Origin of the sequence: Henriciella litoralis (genome assembly GCF_002088935.1) — a bacterium.
Taxonomy (GTDB): Bacteria; Pseudomonadota; Alphaproteobacteria; order Caulobacterales; family Hyphomonadaceae; genus Henriciella; species Henriciella litoralis.
This window is the reverse complement of the sequence record NZ_NCSS01000006.1, coordinates 2588021-2603691: the sequence shown is the minus strand read 5'-3', so window position 1 is coordinate 2603691 and position 15671 is coordinate 2588021. Positions and strand designations below refer to the sequence as shown.

Here is a 15671-nt window from a genome sequence, read left to right as displayed (position 1 = left end):
GACTGATAATGCCGGAATGCTTCGTTATCTCCCCAATTGGGGAAGAAGACTCTGAAACACGCCGAAATGCTGATCGTGCGCTAAGCTATATTATTACTCCGCCTCTCGAAGCGGCTGGTTACACGGTGGTTCGCGCCGATAAGATCGAAAAAACCGGTATCATCACAACTCAAATTATTGAGAAAGTGCTGGAATGCGACTTGCTCGTCGCCGACTTGTCCGGTCGCAACCCTAACGTTTTCTATGAACTCGCACTTCGGCACGCAGCCAAAAAGCCATTTATTCAAATAATTAGAAAAGGCGACGAATTGCCTTTCGATGTCGCAGCAACTCGAACAATTCGATACGGTTTTGATGTTGAAGAAGCAAATAGGGCCGTCAATGAAATTGCGGCATTTATTAAAACTGTTGATTTGAATAGCGCGGATTCACCAGTTTCAATAGCAATTGACCTATATCGCCCGCCGGCAGATCAGTCGACTGTGGAGCAACAGGTCACAAAACTAAGGTCGGAAGTTGCTCAGATACTAAGTGAAATTCAAAGCTCTGAGAATCGGTCTTCTTTACATGACATGGATGATGTCATGTCCATTTTAGATGAAATTCATGCGGGCGTCCGCGAAAGTAACGGTGCGTTTTACACAGACAACCAAAAGATACTGTCCTCTCTCCTAAATAATGAAAACTTATTTGATCAGTATCCGCGTCATGTAATCGTGAATAGATGCGCGTCACTTGTGGAAGGGGATTTACCAAGTATCGCAAGCAATATTCGCCAAAGTCTTGACCCAGAGACCGGAGCCATTCGGGGTATACAATTACACGAAACCGTTCTCTCCCTTGAAAAGCTGATCATTGATTTGCTTGAGAGAGGCATACCGACAAAAAGTCGTCTTTTGGCAACTGTGGAACTCGCGACTTCCGCTTTGAAACGTATAGCAGAGGACGTTCCGCCGTTTTAGATTGCTGCGTACGCGCGATAGCAAACGAATTTGCAAGTCATAGTAACACTCAGCTAATTCGCCCTTAATTATATACATCTCTAATGGGCTTTTATATAAATTTGATTGTTTTGGGCGCTGGTTGTCCGCGGGTGTTACTTTTGACACCCTGAAACAAATCAAACATCCAAACACCGATCTTCCCCGCGCAGGCGGGGATCTCAGGCCGAAAAAGCACGATATATCCGCACGAGATTCCCGCCTGCGCGGGAATGATCGGACGTTGGAAGTCTGGAAGGGGTTTCAAAGCAGCGTGTCGGCAAGGCCCCAGCACTAGTTGAGCCCAAAGACGCCAACTCGCCCTGAAAACCTCAAAACAAATCATACACCCCACACCCGCCCCAAACACCGATCTTCCCCGCGAAGGCGGGGATCTCAGGCCACAAAAACACAACATATCCGCACCAGATTCCCGCCTGCGCGGGAATGATCGGACGTTGGAAATCTGGTAGGGTCCTCAAAGCAGCGTGTCGGCAAGGCCCCGGCACCAATTGAACCCAGAGACGCCAACTCGCCCTGAACACCTCAAAACAAACCAAACAACTCACACCCGCCCCAGACACCGATCATCCCCGCGAAGGCGGGGATCTCAGGCCGCATAAGCACCACACATCCGCACGAGATTCCCACCTGCGCGGGAATGATCGGACGTTGGAAATCTGGAAGGTATTCAAAGTTGCGTGTCAGCAAGGCCCCGGCACCATTTGAGTGCAAAGACGCCGAATGGCACACCGAGCCATTCGGCCATAGCCAGCCCTTTTCGATCTGTTGCAGGCGGTCAAGGCTGCCGCAGGCACGGCTCTGCCGCAGCCACTACCGTGGCCTTCTCCGCCTTCATTCGATCCACTGGATCGAATGATCGCTTCGCGACCGGCTACGAAGCCTTGAGGGCCTGAAACAGATGGAACATGTGCACACCCGCGAAATATAAGACCTTCCCCTCTCCCGGCTGCGGGAGAGGGGGTAGGGGTGAGGGCGCTAAGGTAGCAGATATCCACTGAACCCTCGTGTGGCATGAATCTTCCAGCCCTCATCCCCGGCCCTTCTCCCGCAATCGGGAGAAGGGGGGCGATAAGCGCAAGGCTTGGGGCTAAACCTTCCCCTCTCCCGGATTCGGGGTTCGAGGGATCAGCGAAAGCTCCAGTGGAGCTTTCGCCCCGAAAACGGGGCAGGGTGAGGGCGCTGCGGTCGCAGAAACCCACTGAACTCTCGTGCGGCACAAACCTTCCAGCCCTCATCCCCAACCCTTCTCCCGCAATCGGGAGAAGGGGGCGAAAGACGCAATGTTGCGCCCCACCCCAACCAGAGCGATAGTTGCTCACATGACCGACCATCCCTCCACACAACGCGCACGGAGCCTGCGTAGGCAAGCCAATCTCCCAGAGCGCAAGGCCTGGGAAACGCTGCGTCAGCTACGCGAGGAAGGGTTTGCCGTCCGCAGGCAGGTGGCCATAGAAGGCCTCACCGTCGACTTCGCGATCCGACAGATCCGTCTCGTCATCGAGATAGATGGCAGCATCCATGAGCGCGAGGATGTTCGCCTTAATGACATGGAACGCGATGCCCGGCTGGAAGCAGCTGGCTGGCGTATTCTTCGGCTTTCGGCTGAGACCGCGATGAGCCCCGATCATCTGATCACCGCCGTGCGGGCGGAAATTGAGCGGTTGAAGGCATAGCGTGAAAATTTGAGGAGGGTGCTTGAGGCGGAGCTTTCAGCCCTCACCCCTACCCCCTCTCCCGCAGCCGGGAGAGGGGAAGGTTTATCCCTTGACGTTGCGACTGTCGCCCCCTTCTCCCGATTGCGGGAGAAGGGCCGGGGATGAGGGCGCGAACGTTCGAAAAATCAACAACCTCCCGTGTGCCCAAACACCCCCAAAACAAAAATCCATCCCACACCGAAGCCCCACACCTATCCTCCCCCGCAGGATGACACACAGCGCCGAGCCCCACCTGAACGACATGCGAACCCGCGCCCTTGTGCTGCTGGCCGCGCTGGTTCAGCAGCTTCGCGCGCTGTTGCCGAACGGTGCACCGCTGCCAAAATCGTTGCGCTGTCTGATCCTGCGCCTGCTTTGCCCGGCCGAGGCGCTGATGCGCCGCGTCATCGCGCTCGCAGCGGCAGAGATTGAGCTTGCCGGGGAGGCCGCAGCGACGGACGCCGCGACAGCCAAAAAGCCCGCTTCAGAAAACACGGCCACCTCCATCAAAAAATCGAGCTTCACCCTCTTCGAAGCCCGCCCCGGCCTGAACGGCGCGCTAAATGGCGCACGCCCAGCTTTCGGCCCCGGCCCGCGTATTCTTGATCTGTCGAAACCTTATCCCGGCTCCACGCGCCAAAGCGACAAGGCCGGCAGCCCGATCGCCTTGCGCATCGCGGGTCTTGCCGCTGCCGTCGAAAACCCCGAACGCCTCGCCCGCCGACTTGCGCGCCTGCGCGCCCGGCGGCTCTCCACATCAAAGCGTGTCTCTTCGCGGCTGATCTGCCTCTCGCCACTGAGGCCCGGCTGGCCGCCCGGTGCGCGGCGAAAGGATTTGCCGGATGAGCTTTCTGCCTGCCTCTCAACGCTCTCCATTCCAGCCCGAAATGCGATGATTGTCCGCGACGGTCCTGGCGCGGGCGCACTTGGCATGCGCTGAATTCAAAAGAAAAAAGGCTGGGCGCCTCATCCGGCAGCGCCCAACCTTTTACCTCGCGCTCATCCCAGCGCGTATGTCAGACCAACTCGAAAACCCGCCGCCCCGTTCCGCCCTCTGTGGCACGTTTTCAACACGTGTTGCGTCAATCCCACACCCCTTCCGATGCAGGCGCGGCTTGACGGATCGCGGCTTGCGCGCCACTTCGCAGCCCATGTCTCTCAAGGAATATCCTCATACGCCCGATGGGCGCTATTTCGTCGCCGCCGGGAAACTCTGGCGCTGTTCTGACCCGCGTCTGACCGAGGCGGGCCGCAAAGCGCTGACCAAAAATCTGATGGCCGCGCGGCGCAAGATGAAGGAAGTCCAGAACAATGAGCGCCAGCTGAAAGCCGCCAAACGCGCCGTCAATGCTGCGAAAGAGGCGCTCGGCGAACGCGGGCCCGTCTGGTGGGATGATGGCGCGCCGGATCAGACGACCAAGGCGCCGCAGAACTCCACCTATAAGGATTGGTGGGCGAGCCTGTCAGACGAAGAACGCATTCGCGGCTATGAGACCGGCCGCGGCTAGTTGGCGCCAGCGCCGCAATCAGCCTCATAGCGCACCGCGATAAAGGCGGACGGATCATTGTTCGAATAGTTGAGCGCGTAATAGGGCTCAGACCGCGTCTCGCACCGGCCAAGGCTTTGGGCAGAGGCTTCCACGGCAGCGAAATCCACCTGCGCGCGCTTGTTCTCAAGGTTGACGAGATAAACAACCGGATAGGCGCTCGCCTCCTCTGGCAAGGTGGTCGGCGTTTCAGGCGGATGCAGGTTTTGCGTCCCGAGCGTCAGCACATAGGACGGCTCTGCAAAGCCGAGCGCGAGAACCCGGTCCGGCCCGGCTTCATCGCCGCAATCTTGATGCGGGATGCCGCAAACCTCTTTGAGGGCGAGCTTTGCCGTCTCCGTCGCCTGCACCCAGGTCTGCGTCGGCAGGACAAATATCCGCGCCTGCCAGCCGAGCACAAAGGCGGCCAGAACGCCGCCCACTATGGCAAGGCTAACCTTGCGCACAGCCATCGCGATCGTGCCGAGCAGAACGGCGCCGAGCCCGATCCACCAGAGGAACATTGGGTAATCGGTAGACCCCGCCCATTGGGCCAGAACAGTGTCCGTCGCGACCGTCTTGAAGTCGCCCGCCTTGTCCACCTGAAGCGCTTCGATCGCCCAGGGTGAGGTAAACGCGACCAGCGCCGCGCCGCCAATGAAGAAGAGCGCTGCCGACACGTAACGCGAGACCGGCACGCGCGCACCCTCGATCATCCGGATCGCCGCCCAGCCGCAGAGCAACCCGAAGGCCGGATAGGCCGGGAGGATGTAATGGCTGAGCTTGGTCAGCAAGAGCTCAAAGAAGATCCACGTCGTCAGCGACCACGCGACGAGAAATTTGAGCCCGTCCCGATCAACATCGCCAAGCGACTCCAAAGTCTTGTGACGCAGATAGCGCCAGACCAGCACAACGGCCGGCACCATCAACAGGATGCCCGGGAAGAACCAGGCTGGCAGGTGCATCAGGTGATAACCCGGCAGACCGCCATGCCCCTCGGAGGCAGAGACCAGCTTGTCTTTCAGATCCTTGCCGACCGCGCCTTCAACATACGTGCCCTGCGTCGCGATCTGGATCATGATGAACCATGGCAGCACCATCAGCACCGTGATCAGCGGCCCCGGCCACCAGCCGAGGCTTTTGAGCCACTTGGCGTCGCGCCTATCCCACAGCCACAGCACAAGGATCGCCATGCCCGCGACCAGCGAGATCACCGGGCCCTTGATCAGGAAGCCTGCCCCATGAATGATCCAGAAGGCAATGGCGAGGCGCTTGTCATTGTCCTTGCGAAGGTAAAGCCGGACCAGACACCCCATCGCCAGCGTGATGAGGAAGACGAGCACGCCATCTGTCTTTGAAATATGCGCTTCAGACGTCAGCAACAGGCTCGAGCCGAACAGCGCCGAGCCGACAAAGGCCGCCCGCCGCCCGATCGCAGCGATGCCCAGCCAGAAACAGGCGAGCACCGACAGCCCCGCCCCGATCCAGCTCGGCACGCGATAGGTCCAGATATCGAGATGCTCGCCTTCACCGAACGCGGCCGTTGCCCCTGCCTGCAGCCAGTGGATGCCAGCCGGCTTCTTGTTGCGATACTCATCTTGGTATCGGATGGTGATATAGTCGCCGGTCTCGAGGTATTGTTTCGAGGCCTGCGCAAAGCGGCTCTCGTCGCGGTCCAGCGCCGGCAGGTTGAACACACCCGGTGCCGCCGCCGACATGGTCAGCGCGAACAACAGGACCCAGGCTTTCCAGCCAGTTGAAAGTCGATCTATCCACGTCATTGCGAACAGGTTGTAGACTGGAATGTGCGGCGGTGAAACGTCCAAGCGCGGTGCTTTATCATATGCCGGTTTGATTTCGGGGAAACGCACTCTACGCTGCAGGCATCGAATGGCTTTAAAGGGGTAGCTGGCATGAAAGCCTGGTTTCGGATGGATCTTTGGAAGCGTGTGATGATCGGGCTGGTGATCGGCCTCATCATCGGCGCGGCGGTTCGCTACGGCATGATGTCTTCGATGGGTGAAGAAGCAGGCATCGCCCGGTCAAAGGAAATCGCAGCGATCTTCAAGCCGCTCGGCGATCTTTTCCTGAACCTGATCCGCATGCTGGTCGTGCCGCTCATCTTCCTGACGCTGGTCTCTGGTGTGCTGGCGCTTGGTGACCCGAGGAAACTTGGCAGTCTCGGTGGCCGCACAATTGGCATCTACATGGTGACGACCGCCGTCGCGGTGACAATCGGCCTGCTGATGGGGACAATCTTTCAGCCTGGCGCAGGCTATGATCTCTCCTCAGTGACCCCTGAACAGATTGCGCAGACGCAGGCGCGGCTGGAAGGCGGCGGCGCGCTGGAACAGGTCGGCGTCTACGAGTCCATCATGCGCACCATTCTCTCAATCGTGCCGACCAATATCGTTTCGTCCATGGCGAACGGCGATGTTCTGCCGATCATCTTCTTCGCCATCATGTTCGGGATTGGTATTCTCCTGGCCGGCGAAGCTGGAAAGCCTGTGGCAGCGGTTTTCGATTCCGGCGCTGAAGCGATCCTGAAGCTCACCCTGATCGTTATGGAAACGGCGCCCTTCGGCGTTGCCGCGCTGATGGCCTGGGTGATGGCAGATCAGGGGTTCAGCGTCGTCTCATCGCTGATGCTGATGACGGTCGCGCTTTACCTCGCCTGTATCCTGCACATGCTTTTGACCCACGGCTTCCTCATAAAGTTCGTCGCGCGCCTACCTGTGATACCGTTCTTCAGAGGGATCACGGACGCGCAGCTTGTGGCGTTTTCAACCTCGTCTTCGAGCGCCACACTGCCCGTCACGATGAGCGTTGCTGAGAAGAATCTCGGCATCGGCAAACCCGTCGCGTCGTCGGTTCTGCCGCTCGGGTCGACGATTAATATGGACGGCACCGCGCTCTATCAGGGTCTGATTGCCCTTTTCGCCGCGCAGGCGCTTGGTATCGATGTCTCTATCGGCATGTATTTCACCGTGGCCGTGATGGCGACGCTTGTGTCCATCGGCACGGCCGGCATTCCATCCGTCAGCCTGTTTCTCGCAACGACGACGCTCGCTGTTGTCGGCGCCACGCCAGACCAGATGTTTGTAATCCTGGCGCCGCTCTTCGCCTTTGACCGCCTTCTCGACATGATGCGCACGGTGACAAACATCACTGGTGATCTCGCCGTGTCCACGGTCGTTGCCAAATGGGAAGGTGAATTCGACGAGGAAGTCTATCTCGCCGAGGACAATACGACCGCAGAGATTGACCGGACACTCACCGGCGACCCCTAGGGTCTCGCCGACAGCGTTTCGCGCACGCAGGCCCCGATCAGCTTGGCCTCGGCCTCACGCGGGGAACCTGACCGCCACGCAATGCCGATCTGACGACCGATCACCGGTGTGTCGAAATCACGGAGCATGACATCCGTGCCCGCCGTGACGCCTGCATCTGCCGCGATCCGTGGCAATAGAGAGACGCCAAGGCCGCCCGCCACCATCTGGACGAGGGTTGCCAGAGACGTCGCGCCGATGTCGGAGCCGTTGCGTGGCCCGTTGAGCGAGCAGACAGACACCGCGTGATCGCGCAGACAGTGGCCATCCTCCAGCAGCAAAACATCCTCCCCGCTGATGTCATCAGGTACAAGATGCTTGGCGCTGGAAAGCGGATGGCCTTTCGGACAGATGAAGAGGAACTCGTCATCGCCCAGTATCTCGGTTTCGATACCGCGCGTGTCCCATGGCAGAGCGATGAGGGCGGCATCAATGGTGCGGCTACGCAACCCGTCGAGCAATCGATCGGTCTGATCTTCACGAAGATAGAGTTTCAGGTCCGGATGATCTTCGCGAAGCTTCGAGACCGTCCGCGGCAGGAGATAAGGCGCAAGCGTCGGGATGGCCCCGAGATGAAAAGGACCGGACAGGGGCGCACCGGCCTGGTGGGCCGCAGACACAAGGTCCGCCGCGCTCGACAGGATGCTGCGCGCCCGGCTGACCGCTTCCTGTCCCGCTGTTGTCAGCGACGCGCCGCGCGCCTCACGTTCGACCAGTTGCACGCCCAGAAGCGTTTCGATTTCCTTGATCGCGGAAGACAGTGTGGGCTGTGTAACATTGCAGACATCGGCAGCGCGCGAAAACGATCTTTCGTCAGCGAGCGCACACAGGAACTGCAATTGTCTAAGGGTCGGTAGATGCATAGAGGGAGTCTATCAAAGGGATTTTAATTATCAATTTGTTTTGTGCATCCAAGCATGCGACCCAGCAGAACAACATCATTGAGCTTTGCAAACACGCATAGCTCCTAACCGAAAAAAGGACCCTCTCAGATGCTAGGAATTGGCGACCACCTCCCAGACTTCAAAGTCGTCGGCGTAAAGCCGAAATTCATGAAACACGAACAGGACGGCGAAAGCGCATTCGAAGAACTGACGCGCGACAGCTTTGCCGGCAAATGGAAGGCCATCTTCTTCTACCCGAAGGATTTCACCTTTGTCTGCCCAACCGAGATCGCCGAATTTGGCCGTCTTGGCGAAGAGTTCGAGGACCGCGACTGTGTCGTGCTCGGCGGCTCGACGGACAATGAGTTCGTAAAGCTGGCCTGGCGCCGCGACCATCCGGATCTGGCTGAACTGCCAATCTGGCAATTCGCTGACACCAATGGCTCGCTTGTCGACGGCCTCGGCGTGCGCAACCAGGAAGAAGGCGTTGCCTATCGCGCGACGTTCCTCGTTGATCCACACAATGTGATCCAGCACGTCTACGTCAACAATCTCAATGTTGGCCGTAACCCTCAGGACACGCTGCGCGTGCTTGACGGTCTGCAAACCGACGAGCTTTGCCCGTGCAACCGCGCCGTCGGCGGCGACGTGCTGAACATCGCAGCCGAGTAAGCACCCGCGCGGCCAGTTGCGAACAGCACCGGCCGCGACTGATAAGGAAATCCCTGCCCGGCAGCCCATAGCGGCATCGGGTGGGGCTTTCTGATGCTCCGAAAAGGAATGTCCATGTCTATCGATACATTGAAATCTGCCCTGCCCGACTATGCCAAGGATCTGAAGCTGAATATCGGCTCGCTCTCAAATGAGACGATCCTCAACGATCAGCAGAAATATGGCTGCATGCTGGCCTGCGCCTACGCGATTGGCACTGCGGATATCATCAGCGCCATGCGTGCAGAGGCCGAGGCCCGGCTCTCGCCCGAAGCGGCGAAGGCTGCGAAAGCTGCGGCTGCGATCATGGGCATGAATAATGTCTACTACCGCTCGATCCACCTGCTTTCGAACGAGACGTACAAGACGCTGCCCGCGCGCCTGCGGATGAATGTCATCGGCGCGCCGGGGATCGAGAAACCCGATTTCGAACTCTTCTCAATGGCCGTCTCGGCTGTAAATGGCTGCGGCATGTGCCTCGACGCCCATGAGGCCGAACTGCGCAAGGCCGGGTTCACGTCCGAGCAGATACAGGCCGCCATCCGCATCGCCTCGGTGGTCAACGCGGTCGCTTGCGTGCTCGCCGCTGAACAGGTCGCCTGATCGAAATTTGGCCAGCCAATGGCCGTAGCCTCAGATTCTTTTGGGCTCGCGCCAGCTTCTTGGCTGGTCATAATCTTCTGTATTTTCCGAAGAAAAGCGAAGATCGGCGGCGGTGTGGTGATGAATTCAAATTTTTAAATTTGGTGATGTAGTTGGATTTTTCTTCTGGTGGCGTAATCTGAACTCTGATGGTTTTCGGATCTTTGCCTGTCTGGCCAGGTCTGTGAGAACGCATCACAGGGGTCACACAGAACAATGGAACTTGGCGCTCCCAGCCTCTCCACCCGTCTTATCCGGCTCGAACCGCTGTCCGAAGCTCATCGCCACATCCTGAGCAAAACTGACGCCGTGGACCATATGTGGTCGTCCATGCCGGTCATCGCGACCGGCACGAACTTCGATGCCTACTTCGATCACACGCTCAAAATGGCAGAACTCGGCACCGGTCTCGGGCTGGCGGCGATTAATATTGAAACCGAAAGCCTGGTGGGCCTCGCCGCCTTCCTGGCCCCCAACCGGCTGAACCGCCGCACGCGTATTGGCTATACATGGCTGCGCAAGGAACTGCGCGGCACATCCGTGAACGACCACATCCAGTTCCTGATGCTGAAACGGGCCTTCCAGTGGCGGGCGCGCCGCGTCGAGTGGTGGATTGCAACGCGGAACAAGCGGGCAATTGGGTCAATTGAAAAGATTGGGGCGGTCTTTGAAGGCACTCTGCGCAGTCACACCCCCTTTTCAGACGGGACCTGGGCCGACATTGCCGTCTACTCGCTTGTCTCTGATGAGATCCGCAGGGCGATGGTGGGCATTAGCGCCCGCATTGATGAGCATCATCCGGCCCAATAGCCTTGATTTAAATGGCTGGGCGTGCTTTACGCGCCTCAAATCCGCGCAAAACATGAAGCGCACTTTTCCGGGACGAGAGCCCGGCGAAGCCCCCGCCCGGCGAATTTTCGCTCAGCGGGGCTCTCATGCTTTGCGCGATACGTACCGAGCGCCTACCTGTCATATATTGGCAGGACAGCAAGGAGTAACGCGATGTTTGACGCGCTAACAGACCGCCTTGGCGGTATATTCGATGGACTGACCGGGCGCGGCGCCCTGTCGGAGAAGGACGTTACGTCGGCCCTTCGCGAAATCCGCGTCGCCCTGCTCGAGGCTGACGTCGCCCTGCCAGTCGTGAAAGACCTGATCGCCAAGATCAAGGAACGCGCGGTTGGCGAGGAAGTCATCCGCTCGGTGAAGCCGGGTCAGCAAGTCGTCAAGATCGTCCATGATGGCCTCGTAGAAATGCTCGGCGGCGAAAACGCCGATACCGGCCTTCGCGTCGACAATCCGCCATCCGTCATCATGATGGCTGGCCTTCAGGGCTCTGGTAAGACGACCACGACGGCGAAGATCGCCAAGCGTCTGTCTGAACGCGACAAGAAAAAGGTCCTCCTCGCCTCACTCGACGTTCGCCGTCCAGCCGCGATGGAACAGCTCGCCATTCTGGCAGACCAGCTGGGCGCGAACGTCACCTCACTGCCAATCGTGAAGGGCCAGTCCCCGGCTGAGATCGCGCGCCGCGCGCTGCAGGCGGCCAAGCTCGGCGGCCATGACGTCGTCTTCCTCGATACCGCAGGCCGCACCTCGATCGATGAGCAGATGATGGCCGAGGCGGCTGAGATCGCGAAGATCGCTGAGCCGAAGGAAACCCTCCTCGTTGCCGACGCGCTGACCGGTCAGGATGCTGTCGAGACGGCCCGCCGCTTCCATGAGCGCCTGCCGCTGACCGGCCTTGTGCTGACGCGTATGGATGGCGATGGGCGCGGCGGCGCTGCGCTCTCGATGCGCGCGGTCACGGGCCTGCCGATCAAATTCCTCGGCACGGGCGAAAAGCTCGACGGGCTCGATGCCTTTGATGCCAAGCGCGTTGCCGGCCGTATCCTCGGTCAGGGCGACATTGTCTCGCTGGTGGAGAAAGCTGGCGACCAGCTCGACGCTGAAAAAGCCGAGCGCATGGCCAAGAAGATGCGCAAGGGCGAGTTCGACCTCGACGATCTTCGCGACCAGCTCAAACAAATGCAGAAAATGGGCGGCCTTGGCGGCATTATGGGCATGCTGCCCGGCGCCAAGAAAGCGAAACAAGCCATGGCGTCGGCTAATCTCGATGACAATGTGCTGAAACGCCAGGAAGCGATCATTTCGTCCATGACGAAGAAAGAGCGCGCCAAACCAGCCCTGCTCAACGCTTCGCGCCGCAAGCGGATCGCCGCTGGCGCCGGCGTCGATGTGTCTGACGTCAACAAGGTGCTGAAGATGCACCGCCAGATGGCCGACATGATGAAGAAGGTCTCGCGCGGCGGGATGAAAGGCATGATGGGCGCGCTCGGCGGCGCTGGCGTGTCTCCGGCTGATCTTGCCAAGATGGGCAAGGGTGGCCTTCCCGGCGGCATGGGCGGCCTCGGCGGCGGCATGCCGGGCGGACTTCCTGGTGGTCTGCCGGGTCTTGGTGGGGACAAGAAGAAGTGACCGTCTCAAACCATTGCAAACTCTGCCATACCGCACGTTCCGACGATGCGAGCAAATGCCCCGGCTGTGGTGCTTGGAGCGCGAGTTTAATGCCCTTGAAGGCGCTGTCAGCGATATTCGTGGCAGCGATAACGGCGATGATCGGCTATGCCGTATTTAATCCGCCAAGTTATTTCGACGCGGGCCACTGGTTCCTCTTGAGTGCCTGCTGGCTTGCTACAGTGGCGGTAGGGTCGCTCCTTATTTGGGCCACGCCGAAGCGCATGTGGTACTCGAAGATCGGAGGTCCGGTATGACCAACGCCCTCCCCGAACTCGAACGCCTGCGCGCCAGCATCGACAATATGGATGCGATCCTGCTGCACACGCTGGCTGAGCGCTTCAAGCTGACCCAGCAGGTCGGCGTTCTGAAGGCGCAGCATGATCTGCCGCCGTCAGACAAGGCCCGCGAAGCGCGTCAGATCGAGCGGCTGCAACGCCTCGCTACCGAAAGCGGCCTCGACCCGGCCTTTGCCGAAAAATTCCTCAATTTCATCGTGGCCGAAGTCATTCGTCACCACGAGAAAATCCGGGAGGATCAGGGATGATCCTTCCCGCTTTTGATCCGCAGACACCTGCGCAGGCAGGTGTCCATGGAAACCTCTTTCCCCGTCGTGCCGCCTCTGAGGTTGCATCATGGGTCCCTGCCTTCGCAGGGACTGGCGGACTAGGGAAATACGCCTCTAACCTTGCCCCTTACGAGCAAGGCGAAGGCGCAGCGGCCTCTGGCGTCAGCCAGACACGGGCCGCGAGCAATACATTCAAGACGCCATAAGACACTTAAGGAGATACACCATGGCCCTGAAAATCAGACTCGCCCGCGGCGGGTCCAAAAAACGTCCATTCTACCGGGTTGTTGTCGCTGACAGCCGCGCGCCACGTGATGGCCGTTACATCGAGAAAATCGGCACCTATGACCCGCGTCAGCCGAAAGACAGCGAAGAGCGCGTGAAAATCGACGCCGAGAAAGCTGCCGAATGGGTCAAGAAAGGCGCCAAGCCAACTGACCGCGTCGCTCGCTTCCTGAGCAACATCACCGTCGAAGGCGAAAGCAAGCCGATCGTCGAGTGGGAGCACGGCAACAACCCGAACAAGGGCGAGCCAGGCACGAAGGCGAAAGAACGCATCGAAGAGAAGGCTGAAAAAGAAGCTGCTCGCAAGGAAGCTGAAGAAGAAGCCAAAAAGGCCGCTGAAGAAGCGAAAAACGCTCCGGCTGAAGAAGAAGCACCTGCCGAGGCAGAAGCTGAAGCGACCGAAGAAGAAAAAGCCGAATAGGCTCTTCGTCTTTCAGGACATTGAAAAGCCGGGCAGGAAACTGCCCGGCTCTTTTTTTTGTGCGCGGGGTGGGCCCCGCGACGTATGATGTGAACTGCTTCGTCCTTCGACAGGCTCAGGATGAGGCTTCGACAGGCTCAGGATGAACCAATGCCTGCAACGCTTGCACCAGCCTACATCTGCATCGTCCAGCCTTCGACGCCCATGGCGGCCTGACGGACCGCTTCGGACATGGTCGGGTGGGCGTGGCAGGTGCGGGCGACATCTTCAGAGGCCGCGCCAAACTCCATAGCGACACAGATCTCGTGGATCATTTCGCCGACGCCAACACCCATCATGTGCGCGCCGAGGATCCGGTCTGTCTTTGCGTCCGCGAGGATCTTCACGAAGCCAACCGTCTCGTGATTGGTGCGCGCGCGGGAGTTGGCCATGAAGGGAAACTTGCCCTTCTTGTATTCGATGCCGGCTTCTTTCAGCTGGGCTTCTGTCTTGCCGACCCAGGCGATTTCCGGATTGGTGTAGACGACACTCGGGACAAGATTATAGTCCACATGGCCCGCCTTGCCGGCGATCAGTTCTGCGACGGCTGCGCCATCATCCTCGGCCTTGTGGGCCAGCATCGGGCCTTCGATACAGTCGCCAACGGCCCAGACGCCGTCAGTCACTTTGAAATGGTCCGTCGTTTCAATGACGCCGCGCTTATTGGTCTTGCCGCCAATTGCTTCAAGGCCGAGACCTTCCGTGTACGGAACACGGCCGACAGCGACGATAACCGCGTCGGCTTCAAGCACTTTCTCGTCGCCGCCCTTGGCAGGCTCCATAAAGAGTTTCAGCTTGTCCGACATCTTCTCAACGCCAGTGACCTTCATGCCGAGCTGGAAGTCGAGGCCCTGCTTCTTGAAGGTACGCTGAGCTTCCTTGGCGATCTCATCGTCTGCGCCCGGCAGGATACGGTCGAGATATTCCACCACGGTCACTTCAGACCCAAGCCGCGACCAGACAGAGCCAAGCTCCAGTCCGATGACGCCAGCGCCGATCAGGATCAGTTTCTTCGGCACCTCTTTAAGGGCGATGGCGCCGGTATTGGTAACAACGCGCTCTTCATCGATTTCGATGTTTGGCAGGCTGGTCGGCTGGGAGCCGGTCGCGATGACGATATTCTTGGTGTCGAGGGTCTGCGTCTTGCCGTCTTCGCCGTCGACCTCAACCTTGCCAGGCCCGGCGATCTTGCCGAAGCCCTTGATGTAGTCGACCTTGTTCTTCTTCATCAGGAATTCGACGCCTTGCGTCAGGCCTTCGACGGCCTCTTCCTTCTGGCCCATCATGGCGGGCAGATCGAGCTCAACCTTGCCGGCCTTGATGCCGAGCTTGGCAAAATCATTCTTCGCGGCCGCGAACAGCTCAGAGGCATGCAGCAGAGCTTTGGACGGGATACAGCCAACATTCAGACAGGTGCCGCCGAGCACGCCGCGCTTTTCGATAATGGCCGTCTTGAGGCCAAGCTGGCCCGCGCGGATTGCGCAATTGTAGCCGCCCGGCCCGCCTCCGATGATAACGACGTCGTAAGTCTCTGACATGGCAGTTTGCCCCTGATTTCAGTGATACTGGTTTCGCCAGCGAACCTAAGCACTCACCGGTCGAAATCAATGAGCTCTCAGCCTCATTTGCGGTGAACGAAGACGAAGACCCCGAAGATCACCAGAAGGAAGGGGGCAAGGATCGCCTCATCGCTCCACAGCGTATAGTCGGCTGTTGTCGCCATGAGCGCGGTGACGAGCGCAAACAACACCGCGCCAATGCCGAACAGCCAGGCGCCGCCGCGCAACGCCCCAATGGCGAGAAGCCCGCCAAGGATCATCAGAGATGTGGAAATCAGTCGGATAAGCGACACGGGCGGGTTGAGCAGCTCTGTCATCAGATCGCTGCCAAATGAGATCTGGCGCATGATCGGGGTGATCGTCTGCCACAACATCCAGCCCGCAACCGCGACGCCGACAGCTCCGGCCATTCTTCGGATCAGCATAGGCGCTCCCTCAGCGTTTCAGCCCCTGTCTTCCGCTATCATCCAACGGTGTATCGGTCCCCAATGC

15 protein-coding genes are annotated in these 15671 nt (G+C 59.1%); 11 read left to right on the top strand and 4 right to left on the bottom strand.

What is annotated here, in order from left to right; all coding sequences use genetic code 11:
• The first annotated feature begins 8 nt into the window (after positions 1–8).
• The 4 genes from B8783_RS16415 (at position 9) to B8783_RS16395 (ending at position 4206) form a co-directional block, all read left to right on the top strand.
• Complete coding sequence (locus B8783_RS16415) at positions 9–962, top strand: hypothetical protein (RefSeq protein WP_084421185.1); 954 nt, start codon at positions 9–11, stop codon at positions 960–962.
• Between the two features lie 1361 nt (positions 963–2323).
• Positions 2324–2677, top strand: a complete 354-nt coding sequence (locus B8783_RS16405) for an endonuclease domain-containing protein (protein WP_169711828.1) — start codon at positions 2324–2326, stop codon at positions 2675–2677.
• Between the two features lie 250 nt (positions 2678–2927).
• Complete coding sequence (locus B8783_RS16400; protein WP_139792399.1) at positions 2928–3638, top strand: hypothetical protein; 711 nt, start codon at positions 2928–2930, stop codon at positions 3636–3638.
• Between the two features lie 190 nt (positions 3639–3828).
• Positions 3829–4206 (top strand): hypothetical protein, encoded by a 378-nt coding sequence (locus tag B8783_RS16395; protein ID WP_233355834.1) that lies wholly within the window; start codon positions 3829–3831, stop codon positions 4204–4206.
• Here the strand turns inward: B8783_RS16395 and B8783_RS16390 are convergent.
• Positions 4203–6050, bottom strand: a complete 1848-nt coding sequence (locus B8783_RS16390) for an ArnT family glycosyltransferase (protein ID WP_233355833.1) — start codon at positions 6048–6050, stop codon at positions 4203–4205. The two genes, B8783_RS16395 and B8783_RS16390, sit on opposite strands and share 4 nt — an antisense overlap.
• Before the next feature lie 87 nt (positions 6051–6137).
• Between B8783_RS16390 and B8783_RS16385 the strand changes: the two genes are divergently transcribed.
• The gene (locus B8783_RS16385) at positions 6138–7514 is read left to right on the top strand and encodes a dicarboxylate/amino acid:cation symporter (protein WP_084421181.1); all 1377 of its coding nucleotides are present in this window, start codon (positions 6138–6140) and stop codon (positions 7512–7514) included.
• On the opposite strand, the gene B8783_RS16380 is transcribed toward B8783_RS16385, so the two are convergent.
• Entirely contained in the window at positions 7511–8416 is a 906-nt protein-coding gene (locus B8783_RS16380; protein WP_084421180.1) for a hydrogen peroxide-inducible genes activator, read from the bottom strand. The two genes, B8783_RS16385 and B8783_RS16380, sit on opposite strands and share 4 nt — an antisense overlap.
• Before the next feature lie 129 nt (positions 8417–8545).
• Here B8783_RS16380 and B8783_RS16375 point away from each other — a divergent pair, with 129 nt between their 5' ends.
• The 6 genes from B8783_RS16375 to rpsP all read left to right on the top strand — a co-directional run bounded on the left by B8783_RS16375 (position 8546) and on the right by rpsP (position 13581).
• Positions 8546–9109, top strand: coding sequence for a peroxiredoxin (locus B8783_RS16375; RefSeq protein ID WP_084421179.1), 564 nt, complete (start codon positions 8546–8548; stop codon positions 9107–9109).
• 114 nt (positions 9110–9223) lie between these two features.
• On the top strand, positions 9224–9751 hold the full coding sequence (locus B8783_RS16370; RefSeq protein ID WP_084422155.1) for a carboxymuconolactone decarboxylase family protein: 528 nt from the start codon (positions 9224–9226) through the stop codon (positions 9749–9751).
• Positions 9752–10006: 255 nt separating this feature from the next.
• Complete coding sequence (locus B8783_RS16365; protein WP_084421177.1) at positions 10007–10600, top strand: GNAT family N-acetyltransferase; 594 nt, start codon at positions 10007–10009, stop codon at positions 10598–10600.
• Between the two features lie 192 nt (positions 10601–10792).
• Complete coding sequence (ffh, locus tag B8783_RS16360) at positions 10793–12268, top strand: signal recognition particle protein (protein WP_084421175.1); 1476 nt, start codon at positions 10793–10795, stop codon at positions 12266–12268.
• 292 nt (positions 12269–12560) lie between these two features.
• Positions 12561–12854, top strand: a complete 294-nt coding sequence (locus tag B8783_RS16350) for a chorismate mutase (protein WP_084421171.1) — start codon at positions 12561–12563, stop codon at positions 12852–12854.
• Between the two features lie 247 nt (positions 12855–13101).
• Complete coding sequence (gene rpsP, locus B8783_RS18750; protein ID WP_084421167.1) at positions 13102–13581, top strand: 30S ribosomal protein S16; 480 nt, start codon at positions 13102–13104, stop codon at positions 13579–13581.
• A 173-nt stretch (positions 13582–13754) separates the two neighbouring features.
• Here the strand turns inward: rpsP and lpdA are convergent, their stop codons facing one another.
• Positions 13755–15158 carry a dihydrolipoyl dehydrogenase gene (lpdA, locus tag B8783_RS16335; protein WP_084421165.1) on the bottom strand — a complete coding sequence of 468 codons (1404 nt, stop codon included), beginning with the start codon at positions 15156–15158 and terminating at the stop codon, positions 13755–13757.
• An 83-nt stretch (positions 15159–15241) separates the two neighbouring features.
• On the bottom strand, positions 15242–15604 hold the full coding sequence (locus tag B8783_RS16330) for a hypothetical protein (protein WP_084421163.1): 363 nt from the start codon (positions 15602–15604) through the stop codon (positions 15242–15244).
• Positions 15605–15671 lie beyond the last annotated feature (67 nt).